This window comes from Effusibacillus pohliae DSM 22757, from assembly GCF_000376225.1.
Classification (GTDB): Bacteria; Bacillota; Bacilli; order Tumebacillales; family Effusibacillaceae; genus Effusibacillus; species Effusibacillus pohliae.
Map to the genome: position 1 here is coordinate 1 of NZ_AQXL01000133.1, position 15850 is coordinate 15850.

General features: G+C 56.8%; 15 protein-coding genes. 12 read left to right on the top strand and 3 right to left on the bottom strand.

What is annotated here, in order from left to right; translation table 11 throughout:
• From C230_RS22095 to C230_RS0115970, 9 genes are all read left to right on the top strand, one after another.
• Nucleotides 1-144, top strand: a 144-nt coding sequence (locus C230_RS22095) for an ATP-binding protein (RefSeq protein ID WP_018133052.1), incomplete at its 5' end; no start/stop codon positions are given.
• 67 nt (nucleotides 145-211) lie between these two features.
• Entirely contained in the window at nucleotides 212-421 is a 210-nt protein-coding gene (locus C230_RS0115935) for a hypothetical protein (protein ID WP_018133053.1), read from the top strand.
• Nucleotides 422-433: 12 nt separating this feature from the next.
• Nucleotides 434-754 carry a galactokinase gene (locus C230_RS0115940; protein WP_018133054.1) on the top strand — a complete coding sequence of 107 codons (321 nt, stop codon included), beginning with the start codon at nucleotides 434-436 and terminating at the stop codon, nucleotides 752-754.
• Nucleotides 742-1728, top strand: coding sequence for a UDP-glucose 4-epimerase GalE (galE, locus tag C230_RS0115945; RefSeq protein WP_018133055.1), 987 nt, complete (start codon nucleotides 742-744; stop codon nucleotides 1726-1728). Before C230_RS0115940 ends, galE begins: the two co-directional genes overlap by 13 nt.
• A 261-nt stretch (nucleotides 1729-1989) precedes the next feature.
• A complete protein-coding gene (locus C230_RS20755) occupies nucleotides 1990-3819 on the top strand; it encodes a CocE/NonD family hydrolase (protein ID WP_018133056.1) in 1830 nt (609 codons plus the stop codon).
• A 297-nt stretch (nucleotides 3820-4116) separates the two neighbouring features.
• Nucleotides 4117-5343 (top strand): MFS transporter, encoded by a 1227-nt coding sequence (locus tag C230_RS0115955; protein WP_018133057.1) that lies wholly within the window; start codon nucleotides 4117-4119, stop codon nucleotides 5341-5343.
• Between the two features lie 72 nt (nucleotides 5344-5415).
• Complete coding sequence (locus C230_RS20760; protein WP_018133058.1) at nucleotides 5416-5754, top strand: coiled-coil domain-containing protein; 339 nt, start codon at nucleotides 5416-5418, stop codon at nucleotides 5752-5754.
• Between the two features lie 230 nt (nucleotides 5755-5984).
• The gene (locus tag C230_RS0115965; RefSeq protein ID WP_018133059.1) at nucleotides 5985-7088 is read left to right on the top strand and encodes an alpha/beta hydrolase; all 1104 of its coding nucleotides are present in this window, start codon (nucleotides 5985-5987) and stop codon (nucleotides 7086-7088) included.
• Between the two features lie 28 nt (nucleotides 7089-7116).
• On the top strand, nucleotides 7117-8640 hold the full coding sequence (locus C230_RS0115970) for a bifunctional ADP-dependent NAD(P)H-hydrate dehydratase/NAD(P)H-hydrate epimerase (RefSeq protein WP_018133060.1): 1524 nt from the start codon (nucleotides 7117-7119) through the stop codon (nucleotides 8638-8640).
• Nucleotides 8641-8686: 46 nt separating this feature from the next.
• Here the strand turns inward: C230_RS0115970 and C230_RS0115975 are convergent, their stop codons facing one another.
• From C230_RS0115975 to C230_RS0115985, 3 genes are all read right to left on the bottom strand, one after another.
• The gene (locus tag C230_RS0115975; protein ID WP_018133061.1) at nucleotides 8687-9727 is read right to left on the bottom strand and encodes a DGQHR domain-containing protein; all 1041 of its coding nucleotides are present in this window, start codon (nucleotides 9725-9727) and stop codon (nucleotides 8687-8689) included.
• A 113-nt stretch (nucleotides 9728-9840) separates the two neighbouring features.
• A complete protein-coding gene (locus tag C230_RS20765) occupies nucleotides 9841-10542 on the bottom strand; it encodes a 3D domain-containing protein (RefSeq protein ID WP_018133062.1) in 702 nt (233 codons plus the stop codon).
• Between the two features lie 234 nt (nucleotides 10543-10776).
• The gene (locus C230_RS0115985) at nucleotides 10777-11748 is read right to left on the bottom strand and encodes an NAD(P)H-dependent flavin oxidoreductase (protein WP_018133063.1); all 972 of its coding nucleotides are present in this window, start codon (nucleotides 11746-11748) and stop codon (nucleotides 10777-10779) included.
• A 255-nt stretch (nucleotides 11749-12003) separates the two neighbouring features.
• On the opposite strand from C230_RS0115985, the gene C230_RS0115990 reads away from it, so the two are divergent.
• From C230_RS0115990 to C230_RS0116000, 3 genes are all read left to right on the top strand, one after another.
• Entirely contained in the window at nucleotides 12004-13431 is a 1428-nt protein-coding gene (locus tag C230_RS0115990) for an OB-fold domain-containing protein (protein ID WP_018133064.1), read from the top strand.
• Nucleotides 13428-14612 (top strand): acetyl-CoA acetyltransferase, encoded by a 1185-nt coding sequence (locus C230_RS0115995; protein ID WP_018133065.1) that lies wholly within the window; start codon nucleotides 13428-13430, stop codon nucleotides 14610-14612. Before C230_RS0115990 ends, C230_RS0115995 begins: the two co-directional genes overlap by 4 nt.
• Nucleotides 14613-14673: 61 nt before the next feature.
• The gene (locus C230_RS0116000; protein WP_018133066.1) at nucleotides 14674-15819 is read left to right on the top strand and encodes an acyl-CoA dehydrogenase family protein; all 1146 of its coding nucleotides are present in this window, start codon (nucleotides 14674-14676) and stop codon (nucleotides 15817-15819) included.
• Nucleotides 15820-15850 lie beyond the last annotated feature (31 nt).

Consider the following 15850-nt stretch of genomic DNA (forward strand, 5'->3'; position numbering starts at 1 on the left):
GGTGACCAGGTGCTGGCCTCTGCCTTGCTCGACCGGCTCCTACACCACGCCACCACCATCAACATCCGCGGCAACAGCTACCGGATGAAGGACAAGCTGCGTGCCGGGGTGACACATGCGCTGAAGGAGGAGGTGACCGCGTAGACCGAACATATGTCTGGGGAATGATGCGCGATGATTTTGGGGAACTGAATCCGCTGTTTGTGGGGAATTGAGCGCGATTTTTTTGGGAAGTTTTAATCCGCTATTGACAACGCCCAATCCGCCGGAACCGGATCCGGTTGGTTCCGACCTGTACAAAACGGAAAAATCGTACGGCAAATGCGAAGTGATCCTGTATTCGCCCGACCATAGGGCGATGCTGCCGGAACTGCCGGTGGAACATATCGAGAAGCTGGTGGAGGCGGGCGACCCAGCTTAATTTGGGCAGTTTATGAGCCAGTCGCACGAGTCGCTGCGTGATCTGAATGAAGTAACCGGTTTCGAGCTGGACGCTCTGTTTGAGGCAGCGCCCAAAAGCGAAGGCTGCATCGGAACCAGGATGACGGAGGCGGGCCTTGGCGGATGTACGGTAAGCCTCGTGTACCGGGATGCACTACCGGATTTTGCAGCGCGTGTGGCGCAGGGGTACCAGCTGAAAACCAGGCGAAAACAAAACCAGGCGAAAACGGGGTTGACACCGACGTTCTATATTTGTGATATTGGCGATGGTGCACGTGAAATTACGGGGGAGGTGGAAGGATGTCCGTTTTAGTGACGGGCGGCGCCGGCTATATCGGCAGCCACACGGTGGCTGAACTGCTGGTGCAAGGGGAGGATGTAATCATTCTCGACAATCTGGAAAAAGGCCACCGGCCGGCCGTTTTGACAGAGGCATTTTATCAAGGGGATATCCGTGACGAGGGATTGCTCGACAAAATTTTCACCGAGCGTCAGATCGAGGCGGTGATTCATTTTGCGGCCAGCTCCCTGGTCGGGGAAAGCGTGCAGGAACCCTTGAAATATTACGACAACAATGTTGTCGCGGCGCAGAAGCTGCTTGCGAAGATGAACGAACATGGCGTCAAGAAAATCGTCTTTTCGTCAACCGCCGCCACATATGGGGAACCGAAGCGCATCCCGATCGAGGAAACGGATCCGACCGAACCGACCAGCCCATACGGGGAAACGAAGCTGGCAATCGAGAAAATGCTGAAATGGTGCGACCAGGCGTATGGCATTAAGCATGTGTCACTGCGCTACTTTAATGCGGCCGGTGCGCACCCGGACGGTCACATCGGGGAAGACCACACGCCGGAGACGCATCTGATTCCGATCATTCTGCAGGTCGCGTTGGGCCAAAGGGAGTTTGTCTCGATTTTTGGCGACGATTATCCGACGGAGGATGGCACCTGCATCCGCGATTACATCCATGTGATGGATTTGGCAAACGCCCATTGGCTCGCTTTAAAGCGTCTGCGGGAAAGCAACGAGAGCGGCATCTACAACCTGGGTAACGGAGCCGGCTTCTCGGTCAAGCAGGTGATCGACAAGGCGAGAGAGGTCACGGGGCATCCGATTCCGGCCCGCATCGGTCCGCGCCGGGCAGGCGACCCAGCCGTCTTGATCGCTTCCTCCGAAAAAGCGAAACAAGAGTTGGGCTGGCAGCCGAAATACAACAGCCTGCAGCAAATCATCGAAAGCGCCTGGAACTGGCACAAACATCATCCGCAGGGGTACAAAAAGTGAAGTGCGCGCCAGTCGACCAGTGGTATTTGATGGCAGTCGGCCTCCGCAAAGGGCCGACTGGTCTTTTTTTGAATGGTTCCCTCACTACCAACGTCCCGTCCTCCCATTTCCCGATAGTGACGCGTTCTTTTTTTGGGACTGTTTCCTTCACCACCCCCACATTCTGCCGACCGCCTGCGAATCCTGTATGTGGCGGTTGAAATTTCAGAAAAGTAAATATTTAAAATCGGGATTTGCTGATGGATAGGAGGAGATGTACGAATGAACCGCCGAAAGATGGGAAAATGGGGGGCAGTTCTTTCCGTTTTGACCGGTGTCGCGGCCCTGCTGGGACCGGGGCAGACCGCACAGGCGGAACTGGCCGGTACCGGCATACCGGCGGCAACCGCTGTCGCAGCCGGAGCATGGGAAGCGTATGACCGACCCGCCCAATATGCCGTTCTGACGGAGACGGATGTCAAGATTCCGATGCGGGATGGGGTGATCCTGGCAGCCAATGTGTACCGTCCCAACGCACCGGGCACATTCCCGGTGATCCTGACGCAAACTCCGTACAACAAAAATTCGCCGCTCGGCGCAGCCAACACCTTTCTGGTGGAGCGAGGCTACGCGCATGTGGTGGTGGATGTCAGGGGAACGGGCGGTTCGCAAGGGGTATGGGAATCGTTCGGTGAGGCCGAACAGCGGGACGGGTACGAACTGGTTGAATGGGCGGCCCGTCAACCGTGGAGTGACGGCAAGGTCGGGTTGTGGGGGGCGTCCTATATGGCGATCAACCAGATTTTCACCGCCGCCCAACAACCGCCCGGCCTGAAAGCCATTTTTCCGATCGTTCCAATGGCCGATTCGTACCGTGACATTCTGATGTCAGGTGGGTTGGTGAACACCGGGTTCATACCGCTGTGGCTGGGTCTGGTGACCGGTACCAGTTTGCTGCCGCCGACCTATACCCTTGCCGATCCGGTGCGGGGCGCGACCACTCTGTCGGGGCATGCCTCCCAGATCGGCAACTTCCAGACGAGTTCTTTGACGTCAGTCCTGACAGGCGGCGAAATGGCGTATGACGGGCCGGGCAACAAGCTTCGATCACCGATTCGCGTTGTCGATCGGGTGCAGGTTCCCGCTTTTGTAGTTGGCGGGTTGCACGATATTTTCCAACGCGGGGAGCCGCTGTTGTACGAACAGTTGAAAAAGAGGGTGAACGCCAAACTGCTGATCGGCAATTGGACGCACGGGGACTTCGGCAGCGGATTGCCGGCCGACGGAGTGCCAACGCTCAACCAGCTCGCGCTGCGCTGGTTTGACTTCTATCTGAAAGGCATCCAGACGCGCGTTGACCGAATCCCTGCTGTCACGCAGTACGTGTTGGGGAAGGGGCATTTTGAGGTGCAGCCCGACTGGCCCCACCCGCGCATCAACATCCAAAAAATGTATCTGCACGCTAACGGCCAGCTTTCCAGCGAGCAAGCGGCGACGCTGGAGCCGTCAGAGCGGATGCTGCAGCAACCAGTGAACGGAATCTGTTCCGGCAGCGCAAACCAGTGGACAGCCGGCTTGCTCGGGGCCGTACCCTGCACGAAGGACAACCGCTTGACGGAGTTGACCGAATTGACCTACACTACCGCGCCGCTGAAGCGGGACCTGAAGCTGTCCGGTCCGATTGCCGCTGAGGTGTATGTCTCGACGACCGCCAAGGATGCCGTACTGTCCGTCCGGGTCACCGATGTGGCACCCGACGGGGCGTCCACCGAACTGACAGCCGGTTGGCTTGCCACCTCGTTCCGGGCTCTCGATCTGGCGAAAAGCCGGGTGGTCGACGGCGAAATCCTGCAGCCCTGGCATCCGTTTACCAGGGAGTCTGTACTACCGGTGACGCCGGGGGAGATCATGCCACTCAATGTGGAGATTTTCCCCACCAATGCGGTGATTCCGGCCGGCCATCGCCTGCGGGTTGCAATTGGACCAAGCGATTTCCCGCATGCGCTGTCGCCGCTGCCGCAGCTTGCCAACCAGGCTGGCGGGATGGTCCAGATTTGGCACGGTCCTGAATATCCGTCCACCATCCTGTTGCCGGTCGTTCCGGAAAAATAAGGCGAAGCAGCAAACAGGGGAGCCCCGGACAGGGTGCGTCCCCTTTTTTCACGATGGCCACGCGATCTGACAAGCTCTCCTGTCTGATCCATGCCAGATTAATCTGTTCGCTGAATTCCAGGTCTTCCGCGGAACATTTTGCTGATGCTTTTTGCTGGAGAAAACACGGACAAATGTGGAACATTTTTTAGCTTATAAACGATGGAAAGCAGTAATATTTATGGTTGGTATAAAATCTATATGTAATATCAGCTTATTTGCATCGATGAGACAATTGTTTTTCTAGGGAGGAACATTATGGTTGGGTTGTACAGGTTGATTGGATGGCGGAATTTTGCCATCATTCTGACGGCAGACACGTTGTCAAATTCCGGATTGTGGTTCGGAATCCTGGCCAACCTGCAGTTCTTGCAGATGACAGTTCCGTCCGATTTTGTCCGCTCGTTGATCTTGGTCGCCGGTCCGGTGCTGGGGATTCTGATCAGCCCGAAGGCGGGGGTGGTCATCGACCGGCATGCGAAGAAACGGGTGCTGATGGTCAGTAGTTTGCTGCAGCTCGCTTCCGCCGTGATGATGATGACTGCGATGTATTTACAGTCGGTGCCGTTGATGGTGGCCGGATTGTTGATCGCCAACGTGGGCAACTCGCTTTATATACCGACCCTGCAGAGCGTAATTCCGATGGTGGTACGAAAGGAACACCTGGTGCGGGCGAATGCGGCGTATTCCAACCTGGTGACGATGACGAGGATTGGTGCGACAGCGGTGGCCGGTCTGCTGTTAACCGTATTGCCGTTATATGGAATGTATATCGCCGTATTTCTATTTTACTGTGTGATGACGGCGTTTCGTTATTTGCTGCGTTTTGAGGAGCAACCTGCCAATTCCTTCAACCAGGCGAAGCAGAAAATTTCGTTTTTCGAGGTGTTCCCGTTGCTGCGGGCCACCCCGCCGCTGCTGTTTGTGATCGCCGCAGGCACGTTGGTATTTTTGTTCCTGGGAGGATTTAATCTGCTGATTTTGAAATTCAGCGAAACACAGAATGACCCGGCGCTGAAAGGCTGGCTGTACACGATCGAGGGGATTTTTGTCCTGATCGGCGGGTTTGCCGTTCGCAAATGGTTCTCCGGCGGCGATTTGCTGCGGCGCAGCGTGTTTTTGCTGGCGGGAGTGGCGGCGAGCATCTTTTTGATGCATTTTGCCGATCAGCAATGGGAAGTGATGGCCGGGTTCGGGCTGTTCGGCCTGATGCTGGGCGCGTGGTCGCCGATGCAAGCGGTGATTCCGCAATTGCTCGTGCCGGAAGACATACGAGGCCGCTATTTTGCTTTGCAGGCGATGTGGAACCGGACCATGTTTCAACTGGCGCTGCTGCTGACGGGAGCGATGCTGGATCTGATCGGGCTCGCGCACTATTTGCTGGTGCTGTCGATAGTGATTTTTGCCGGTTTTCTGGTGATGCTGGTGTCCATCACGCAACAGAAGCTGCGGGTGGAGAGCCCTCGGCAAAACGTGGCGGTGTGAGCCAATCAATCTCACTCGGAAATTGTAGTTTGATGGTATACTTGAAAATAGAAACAGGGAAGGATGATCGAAATGGATGAAACGAAAAAGTTGCTGACGGCCATTTTGGAACGTTTGGAAATCCAGGGCGCCGAAATCAAAGGGCTGCACGGAGAAGTGAGCGGGCTGCGGACCGAAGTAAACGAGCTTCGTACTGAAGTAAACGAGCTTCGTACTGAAGTAAACGAGCTTCGTACTGAAGTAAACGAGCTTCGTACTGAAGTAAACGAGCTTCGCACCGAGTTGAGGGAATTCAAACAGGAGGTTGCACAGCGATTTGATCAACTGGAAGAAAAGATCGATTATGTGACGGAAAAGGTGAGGGAGCATGACCGAGATATTTTCAGTTTAAAACGGAAATCGAAAGCTTGATTGATGGATCCCCTGCACGTACCCTCCGCTTGTTCCGCCGGGGACTGATCATCCGCGGGATCCGCAGTTTGGCAACGCATACAGCATTGTGATCTATTCAGCAAGCATCAGTTGAGCAATCTGTCTTTTCACTGCGAATCCCTATGTCCCGACTTTTGTTCTGCAGTTTCGTCTGCGACCTGCGTATTTCTGCTCGTCTGGCGAATACAATGAATGTGGGAGGGATGCCGATGAGTTGGTTTTGGAAGTGGAGAAACAAACCAGCCGTATCGAATCCTGAACGTTTGTTGAACTACATAGTCAATACGGAAGCGGACGGGCAGCTTTCCCAGAGCGGCATTTTTCAAAGTTCGGACGCCCAACTGAAGCGAATGATCCGGCATATCGTCGAATTTTTCAAGGAACAACCGGGTCCCCGCCGGCTGATGTTTTATTGCCACGGGGGGCTGGTTACGGAAGCGGAGGCGGGAGCGGCGATTGAGAGCCGTTACCAGACGTTTCTGGGAAACCGTATCTATCCGGTGTTTTTTATCTGGCAGTCCTCTTTTTTGGAGGTGCTGGAAGATCATTTGCGGGAAACGGTGCATGAGCGTGTCTATGAAATGTCGGGCGTTGACACGGCGGTGGATGAAGTGATCGAGGAAGCGGCGAAGCTGTTTCCGGAACCGTGGAACGCGATGAAACACCGGGCGGAACAGGTGTTTGCCAGCCAAGGCGGCGGCTGGCGGTTTTTGCTGTTGCTGGCAAAAGCGCTGCAGAAAGAGCGGCTGCAGGCGGAAGTGCATCTGGTTGGCCACAGCGCCGGATCGATCTTGCTGTACACTTTGTTGAAGCAACTGTTAGACGGGAAAGCGGAAGTGTATCCGTATCTGAAAATCATTACCTGTAGTTTGTATGCGCCCACCTGCACAGTCGATCAGTTTGAAAATGCGTTTGCCCGTGCGATCGATCGGCTGCTCCTGAAGCGATTTTTCCTTTACACGTTGAGTGACGAACTGGAACGGACCGATCCGTCGGTGCCTTTTTACAGCAAATCGATCCTGTACCTGATCAGCCGGGGGTTGGAGGCACAGCAGGGAGACAAGCCGATTTTCGGGATGGAGATATATGCAAGGACGAACCCATCGCTGCAAAGCATTCTTGCGAAGGGGAAAGGAGCATGGGTGCTGGCCGATCGGGAAAGCCGGCCGGTGTATTTTCCGGCGCCGTCCGGTCTGCTCGAGCTTGTCAGCCGCGCCAGGGAGCACGGCGATTTCAGCACCGATCCTGCAACGTTGAATTCGACGCTGTGCACCATCCTGAACTGCAATCAACTGCTGGCGGAATTTCAATAAAGCAACAGTCGGTCAAGGAGGAACTTCCATGTATGTCGTAACATCCGGGGAAATGCGGGCGTTGGACCGGTATGCGATCGAGGCGGTCGGCATCCCGTCGCTGGTATTGATGGAAAATGCGGGGCGGGAAGTGGCTCGCCAGGTGCATGATTATTTTTACGGAGAAAAAAAGGCATGGCTGCTGCTCGCTGGAAAAGGAAACAATGGGGGCGATGCGATCGTGGCCGCCCGGCACTTGGCCGAGTGGGGGCACCGTGTGCAGATCGTTTACGCGGAACCGCCGGAACGGCTCGCGGGCGACGCGGCGATTCAGCGGACGATTGCGGAAAAGATGGGGATTGCGTCGTGTGTTTTCAAACCCGATGCGATCGACTGGCGGGGATTCGACGGAGTGGTAGACGGATTGCTGGGAACGGGTGCCAAGGGTGCGCCGCGCGAACCGTATGCCGCTTTGATTCGGGAAGCGAACGCCAGCGGCTTGCCGATTTTTGCGATTGATATTCCGAGCGGGCTCGATGCCGATACGGGTGCGGTGTACGATCCGTGCATCCGAGCGGTTCGGACGATCACACTGGCGTTTCTCAAACGCGGGCTTGTTCAATATCCGGGAAAAACGGCGGCAGGGGATGTAACGGTTGCGGCGATTGGGATTCCTGAATCATTGGCGGACAGGCACGGGGTGCAAACCTTTTTGCTGAATGACCGGACCTTGCGGCAGCGGCTGGCGGTAGATCCATCGCTTCCGCGGGAAGCAGACACGCATAAAGGGACGTACGGTCATGTGCTGATCGCCGCCGGATCGCGCCGCATGAGCGGGGCGGGAATCCTGTGCGCGAAAGCGGCGCTGCGGGCCGGGTGCGGACTGGTCACATGGGCGGTGCCTGACAGGCTGGTCGACCCGCTGCTCGGACATGTACCGGAAGTGATGCTGGTCGGTGTGCCGGATGAGGGGCGCGGTGACTGGACAGCTACATCACCGCAGGATCTGTTGGCGTTGGCAAGCGGCAAAGATGCGGTCGCGATCGGGCCGGGACTGGACCGGTTCGTGGGCGGCGAGCGGTGGATGCAGGTCTTATGGGAAGGCGTCGCATGTCCGCTCGTGCTCGATGCGGACGCATTAAACATGATCGCCGGCGTATTGGAAAAATGGCCCCGCCGGCAAGCGCCGACCGTGATGACACCGCATCCCGGAGAAATGGCCCGGCTGGTAAACGGATCGGTGTGGGAAGTGCAAGCGGACCGAATCGGGGTGGCCCGCCGGTTTGCCATGCGGCACGGTGTCGCACTCGTGCTGAAAGGGGCGCAAACGGTAGTAGCCACTCCCGAGGGAGCGGCTTACATCAACACAACCGGCAATCCCGGCATGGCTACCGGCGGAACGGGAGACGTTCTGACCGGAATCATCACCGGCTTGCTGGCACAAGGATTGGATGCGGAGCAGGCCGCCTGCCTGGGCGTGTACCTGCACGGACGGGCAGGCGACGAGGCGGCCGCACGATTTGGCATGCATGGCATGTTGGCGGGAGACATGATAGATATCCCATTCAAGTGACGCGCAGCTCCGAGTTGAATTCCGACGCCGCCCACATCAAACCGGGTTAGCCGACCTGTTCCTCCATCTTGAATTTCGGAGTGGGAACCGGTTTGCTCGCTTTGACCGGAACGCCAAACACCATGTAGTTGAGCACTTGAGATACGTATCGCTGGCCGGGGATCCCGGAGGCGTAACGGATTTGGCCGGTACGGGACCAGTCAAACGAGTGCATTTTCCAAACAAGCCGTTTGACTTCGCCTTCGTCGATCCATCCTTTGTCTGGCTGCCAAGCCGCTTCCAAAATGTTGCGGCCGACGGTGGCGCAGCTCATCAACCCCATCACGCTGCGCAGCTTGAAGGCGGTTTTCGAATTCCACGCCTCTTCAAACACGCGGCTGATCTCCCGGAAGTAAACCATCACGGCAAGCCGTTTCTGCTCCAAACCGAGTTCTTCCAGCGGGCTGCCTTGGATCATCAGTTCGCAGGCCCGTTTCAGATGATCGAGCGTAAACGGTCGCTCCGTCGTTTTCTTTGTCACCACCACAACCAGATTATAGAACGGCGAATCGGTGCGCTCCGCCAGGTCGATCGCAATTCGCGCATATTCCTCTTTGTCCCGTTTCAGGTAGACGAGAAGGGATTTTGTCAGACCAACCTGGTTGGTGTTGATCGTATCAAAAATCGACACTTCCTCTTCCGGATACAGCACATGAAAAGCGAGAAACGGCACAGGCAGCGGTTCTTCGTTCAGCAACTGCCGGTGGTATTTGTCGATCCCGCCCAGCCGGTGTTGACCGTCGATCACACGGGCTGGCCCCTGGCAGGTCAGCCGGCCGAAATCGGGAAAATTCGGGTCGTATGGCTCAAACGTCCATTTTCCGTCGGCGTTCAGGATGATGGGCGTCAGGCAGGCATCGTCCTGCTCCAGATACTTTGCATACGACAAGGCGCGGGCGCTGTCGAAAGGACGTTGGTAGCCTGTTCCGTCCGGATGGTTGTACAGCGGGATGGTCGACAGGGCATCTGCATGCTGCGACATCAGATTGCCTTGATAGATAATTCGTCCTTTTTGTTCCGAACGGATCACTCGTTCAATCGTTATCATTCTGTATTGCTCCTTTCGGTCTGTCTGAGAGTGCGTATATTACTATATGAGCAGTAGGCGTATTTATCATTTTGTCCAAAAAGTAGTAGGATAAACATGTTGGCCGGCCTGTCCTAGGAATTCGGTGACGACAACACGTATACCCGCACGTTTTTCTTGACGCCAAACCGGATGGCTTGTCCCACGTCTTCCATATACACATCGATCCGATTGCCTTTAATGGCCCCGCCCGTATCTTCGGCCGTGCGAATGCCTACCCCCTCGATATACACTTTGCTGCCGTAGGGGATGATCCGCGGGTCGACGGCGATCGTGCGGCCTTCCGTGGCGCGCTTGCCGGTGGATGTGATCCCGTATGCCGGATGTCCCGGATATTTGCCTGTCGATTCCGGACCGGACGTGTAGGCGGTCAGGGTGACCGTCAGGATTTTATCGATGCCGGTAACGGCTGGAATTTCCTGTTGTGACAAATGTTTCGGAATGGTCAACGTTTGCCCGACTTGCAAAAATCTAGGGTCGGTTACGTTGTTCAGCGCGATCAGCGTTTGGATATCGGTGCTGAATTGTTGCGCCAGTTGATACAGTGTATCACCCTGTTTCACTGAATATGTGACAAACTGGTCATTGGAATTTGCCACACCGGAGCGGGATGCCAGCAGATCGCCTGCCGGCTTTTGGCTGGAATCGGCAACTGTCAATGATTCGTTCTCGCAGTCACATTGTTCCTTCGCCAGGCTTACTGCGGCAAACGGCTGCAGCAACAAGCTGACGGCCAACAAAATTCCCAGCATGCAAATCGAAGCCCATTTTTTCATACAGATTCTCCTCCCAAAATTGGTATTGCCATCAACTAGAATGGACCGATTTGAGAGGATCTAAACCTAAAAACAATAAAAAATCAAAAAATGCTAGACATAAAGTCTAGCACGTGGAAACGCAGAGGCTGTCGCAAACGGTTGACTGTTGCATTTTACAGATTCTGGGGGAAGAAAGGAGGGACATGCGGGCTTGTCACCCGGATGAGGATTTCCGGTCATCCTCCCGATTTTTTATTTGCCAAAAATCGTCCGGACGCTTTGCAGCGACCCGATTACTTCGCCTGCTTCCCGGGCGAGATTGCGGACCACGTCGGTGGCACTTTCGATCGAGTCGATCAGTCCGACCGCCTGCCCGCAGTTCATCCAGCCTTCGTCAACCCGGCCCTCGATCGCCGCCACCCGATTGTTGACCCCGCGGATGTAGGGAAGAAGCTGCTCGACGGTCGGATTCGTTTTTTCGAATTCGAGGATTTTTTCGGCAAACGGTGATTTCAACACGCGCAGCGTGCGGCCAATGCTTCGCTCCAGCACCACCGTCGCGTGATCCTCCGCTTGCACCAACAGATTTTTGTAATTTTCGTGCGCTTCACATTCTTTGGTGGCGACAAAACGTGTGCCCAACTGCACGCCTTCAGCGCCGAGGGCGAAAGCTGCGGCCACCCCCTGGCCGTTGGCGATGCCGCCTGCTGCGACGACGGGGATTTTGACTGCCCGGGTGACTTGCGGCAGCAACGCGAACAACGTCATTTCCAACGGGCTGTCGTGTCCACCCGCTTCGAATCCCTCGCAGATCACCAGATCGGCGCCCAATTCCTCCGCTTTTAACGAGTGTTTGACAGATGCGGTCATCACCATGACTTTCAAACCCACTTCTTTAAACAGTGGGATCAGCGGTTTCGGGTTCCCGGCCGACAGGCTGACGGCGGTCAGTTTGTCTTTCATTTCGAGGATCGCTTCGATGTAGGGGGTGTTGTCCGAGTGCTCGCTGATCGGCAGGTTGGCCCCGAACGGCTTGTCAGTCAATTCGGCGGCGATCCGCACCTGCTCTTTAAAATTGTCCGGCGTGCGTCCGGCGGTTCCCACCTGGCCAAAGCCGCCTCCGTTGGAAACGGCCGCGGCGAGCGCCCCGTTTCCCACATACGCCAATCCGCCCTGTAAGATTGGATATTGGATGCCCAACAGTTGACAAACTCGATTTCTCATGGTGGCTCTCTCCTTCGCTGGAACGGCATTGCACCGCAGCTTATTTTCGAAAAAGACGCACTTTTATCATAGCAATCTATCTAATTTCCAACAATACGATTACTGAATACTGATTCAGAGGAAAACAAATATCGGCGATCGAAAATGAATGAATACTCATTTAATCATTCTATTTTGACTAGTTCTGTAGTAGAATAAAGAAAAGCGTCAAACGACCGTTTGGTTTACTAGGTGTTGCAGAAGGGCGGGGGGAAGATGGTCGGGATTGTTTCGTATGGTGCGTATATTCCTTATTACCGGTTGGACCGGAAAAAGATTGCGGATGCGTTCGGGGAGCGGGCGATGGGTGGCGAGAAGGCGGTGGCCAATTTTGACGAGGACAGCGTGTCAATCGCTGTCAGCGCCGGATTGGACTGTTTGCAGGGGATCGATGCCAGTGGCATTGGCGCTCTGTTCTTTGCGTCAACGACCGTGCCTTATGAGGAAAAACAGGCGGCGAGCACGATCGCGGCCGCACTGGATCTGAAAAAGAGCACCCGGGTAGCCGATGTGACCGGCTCGTTGCGAGGATCTTCCGCCGCGCTGCTCGCGGCGTTCGATGCGGTACAGGCAGGCGGGGAACCGGTGCTGGCGGCGGCTGCCGATTGCCGGTTGGGCGCTCCGCAGGGAACGAATGAGCAGCTGTTTGGCGATGGCGGGGCCGCCTTGCTCATCGGCCGGGGGGACGACGTGGTCGCCCGCGTGCTTGCGGTGTACAGCCATACGGAGGAGCAGATCGGGGTCTGGCGCAATCGGGGAGACCGGTTTGTGCAGAGCTGGGAAGAGCGTTTTGTGCACACGGTGTACGTCCAGACGGTGGCCGCGAGCGTGCGCGGGGTGCTGGCGAAAAGCGGATTGCAGCCGGCCGATTTTTCCAAGGTGGTGATCGCGGGGCCTGCTCCCCGGGCGCAGTTGGCGGCGGCTGCAAGCCTTGGCTTCCAGCGGGAACAGGTGCAGGATCTGCTGCTGGATACGGTGGGGATGACCGGTACGGCGCATGCGCCGATGATGCTGGCGGCCGTTTTGGAACAGGCTAGTCCCGGCGACCGCATCCTGTATGTTAGCTTCGGGGAGGGCAGCGACGCGATCATCTTCGAGGTGACGGAGGCGATCCGGCGACTGCCGCAACGGCGGGGGATTCGCGGGCATCTGCCGGTGAAAAGCGACCGGCTGCGCTATGCGGACTACTTAAAGTGGAGAGGGATTCTTCCGACCGAGCCGGCTCGCCGGCCGGAAACGCCACGCCCATCCGTTACGGCGATGCACCGCAATTATCAGCAGAATCTTGCGTTGTACGGATCGAAATGTCTGGAATGCGGCACGCCGCAGTTTCCCAAACAGCGGGTGTGCGTGCAGTGCCAGGCGAAAGACCGGATGGAAGACTACCGATTCTACGGCAGGACGGCGAAAGTAGCCACGTACACGATCGACCACCTGGCGGCCAGCCCGGCGCCGCCGACGGTGGTGGCGGTGGTTGATTTTGCCGGCGGTGGGCGGATGATCTGCGAAGTGACCGATTGCGATCCCGCCGAAATGCGGATCGGCATGGAACTGGAGATGACGTTCCGCCGCTTGTATGAAGCGGGCGGCATTCACAACTACTTCTGGAAAGCGAAACCGAAACGGGAGGGGGGAGCGCAATGAGCAAAAAAGGGATAGCCGACCGGGTGGCGGTGATCGGCATGGGGTGCACGAGGTTTGCCGAGCACTGGGAGAAAAGCGCCGAGGATTTGCTGGTGGAAGCGGCCTACGAAGCGTTTGCCGATGCCGGCGTGGAACCGGCCGATATCGACGCCTGCTGGTTGGGGACATTCACGTCCGGCCTGTCGGGCTTGACGCTGTCCGGGCCACTGAAAACGCAGTATTTGCCGGTGACGCGGGTGGAAAATATGTGTGCCACTGGCTCGGAGGCGTTTCGCAACGCTTGCTATGCAGTGGCGTCCGGCGCTTATGACATGGCGCTGGCGATCGGCGTCGAGAAGCTGAAGGATTCCGGTTACAGCGGACTGGCGATTCCCGAACCTCCGAATGATGGCACTGCGCCTGCGATTACCGCGCCCGCCGCGTTTTCGTTTTTGGCGCCCGCTTATTTTGCGAAGTACGGATTGGATCCGAAGCAAGGGAAAGAAGTATTGGCCCGGATCGCCTGGAAGAACCATCGCAACGGCTCGCTCAACCCGAAGGCGCAGTTTCGCAGTGAGGTGCCGCTCGATTCGATTTTGCAATCGCCGATGGTGGCCGCACCGCTTGGTATCATGGATTGCTCCGGGGTGGCGGACGGGGCGGCCGCCGCGATCATCGTGCGGACGGAGGATGCCCGCAGGTTCCGGAGCGATCCGATGTATGTAAAGGCGCTGGCGATCGCGGCCGGGCCGGGGGACGGGCGGCTGCGGCAGGATTTTGATTTCACGTCGATCCGGGAGAATGTGCGGGCGGCGCAAGACGCCTACCGGCAGGCGGGGATCACCGACCCGCGAAGGCAGATCGACATGGCGGAGGTGCACGACTGCTTTACGCCGACCGAGTTGGTGATTTACGAAGATCTCGGGTTCAGCGAACGCGGGCAGGCGTGGAAAGACGTGCTGAACGGCGTGTTTGACCTGGAAGGGGAACTGCCGGTCAACCCGGACGGCGGACTGAAATCGTTCGGCCATCCGATCGGCGCCAGCGGCCTGCGAATGCTGTATGAGATGTATCTGCAGTTCCAGGGAAGGGCGGGAAAACGACAGCTTCCCAATCCAAAAATCGGGCTGACCCATAACCTGGGCGGCTTTCCCTGGCAGTGCGTGTCGTTTGTGTCGATCGTCGGGAAAGAGCTGGGATAAACGGAAGCTTTACGTCACTTTGATGGGGATTGATGATGGGGATGATTATGGGGGTGTTTCGATGAGCCACTTGTATCTGCGCGAGGAACACCGGATGTTTCGCAACACGTTGCGCAAGTTCCTGGAAAAAGAGGCGATTCCCTATTTTGATCAATGGGAGAAGGAACGGATGGTGCCCCGCTCCTTCTGGAAGAAGCTGGCTGCGCAGGGGTATCTGTGTCCGGCGGTCGACGAAAAATACGGCGCGGCAGGGGCGGACTGGGCCTATTCGGTGGTGATCATCGAGGAGTTGGAACGGATCGGTACCGGCTTGACAGGGATCAGTTTGCACAATGAGATCGTGGTCCCGTACATCACCGCCTACGGCACGGAAGAGCAGAAGCGGCGCTGGCTGCCGGGGTGCGCAAGCGGGGATCTGATCACGGCGATTGCGATGACCGAGCCGGGGACCGGTTCCGACCTGGCGAACATCCGGACGACCGCCATCCGCGACGGGGATCACTATATATTGAACGGACAAAAAACGTTCATCACCAACGGCATTCAAGCGGATTTGGTGCTGGTCGCCTGCAAGACCGATCCGCAAGCGGTGCCGCCGCATAAAGGGATCAGCCTGCTGTTTGTCGAGCGCGGCACGCCGGGGTTTTCGCGCGGGCGAAAACTGGACAAAATCGGGCTGTACAGCCAGGACACGGCCGAGCTGATTTTTGAGGATTGCCGGGTTCCGGTTGATAACCTGTTGGGGCAGGAAGGCAAAGGGTTCCTGTATCTGATGGAAAAATTGCAGCAGGAGCGGCTGGTCGTGGCGATCGGTGCAGTGGTCAATGCGGAAGAGATGCTGAGGATGACGATCGACTATGTGAAAACGCGGGAAGCATTCGGGCAGCCGATCAGCAAGTTTCAGCATACGCAGTTCAAGATCGCCGAGATGGCGACCGAAATCGAAGTCGGCCGGGCGTTTGTCGACCAGCTGATCGCCGACCATATCGCGGGCAAAGACATTGTCACCAAAGTATCGATGGCGAAATGGTGGACGACCGAGATGGCGAAACGGGTGGCCGCCCAATGCTTGCAGCTGCACGGCGGCTACGGCTACATGGAGGAATATCCGATCGCCCGCCGCTACCGCGATACACCGGTGGCTGCGATCTACGCGGGCAGCAATGAGATCATGAAGCTGATCATCGCGAAAAATCTGGGGTTGTAGGATTGGACAAAAGTTTTTGCGGGAGAGGGGA

What these genes read in the sequence shown, in the direction of transcription:
- C230_RS0115955 (WP_018133057.1), top strand. Translation starts at nt 4,117, where the DNA reads ATGGTTGGGTTGTACAGGTTGATTGGATGGCGGAATTTTGCCATCATT.
- C230_RS0115985 (WP_018133063.1), bottom strand. Translation starts at nt 11,748, where the DNA reads ATGAGAAATCGAGTTTGTCAACTGTTGGGCATCCAATATCCAATCTTA.
- C230_RS0115995 (WP_018133065.1), top strand. Translation starts at nt 13,428, where the DNA reads ATGAGCAAAAAAGGGATAGCCGACCGGGTGGCGGTGATCGGCATGGGG.
- C230_RS20765 (WP_018133062.1), bottom strand. Translation starts at nt 10,542, where the DNA reads ATGAAAAAATGGGCTTCGATTTGCATGCTGGGAATTTTGTTGGCCGTC.
- C230_RS20760 (WP_018133058.1), top strand. Translation starts at nt 5,416, where the DNA reads ATGGATGAAACGAAAAAGTTGCTGACGGCCATTTTGGAACGTTTGGAA.
- galE (WP_018133055.1), top strand. Translation starts at nt 742, where the DNA reads ATGTCCGTTTTAGTGACGGGCGGCGCCGGCTATATCGGCAGCCACACG.
- C230_RS0115965 (WP_018133059.1), top strand. Translation starts at nt 5,985, where the DNA reads ATGAGTTGGTTTTGGAAGTGGAGAAACAAACCAGCCGTATCGAATCCT.
- C230_RS0115975 (WP_018133061.1), bottom strand. Translation starts at nt 9,727, where the DNA reads ATGATAACGATTGAACGAGTGATCCGTTCGGAACAAAAAGGACGAATT.
- C230_RS0115990 (WP_018133064.1), top strand. Translation starts at nt 12,004, where the DNA reads ATGGTCGGGATTGTTTCGTATGGTGCGTATATTCCTTATTACCGGTTG.
- C230_RS0116000 (WP_018133066.1), top strand. Translation starts at nt 14,674, where the DNA reads ATGAGCCACTTGTATCTGCGCGAGGAACACCGGATGTTTCGCAACACG.
- C230_RS0115940 (WP_018133054.1), top strand. Translation starts at nt 434, where the DNA reads ATGAGCCAGTCGCACGAGTCGCTGCGTGATCTGAATGAAGTAACCGGT.
- C230_RS20755 (WP_018133056.1), top strand. Translation starts at nt 1,990, where the DNA reads ATGAACCGCCGAAAGATGGGAAAATGGGGGGCAGTTCTTTCCGTTTTG.
- C230_RS0115970 (WP_018133060.1), top strand. Translation starts at nt 7,117, where the DNA reads ATGTATGTCGTAACATCCGGGGAAATGCGGGCGTTGGACCGGTATGCG.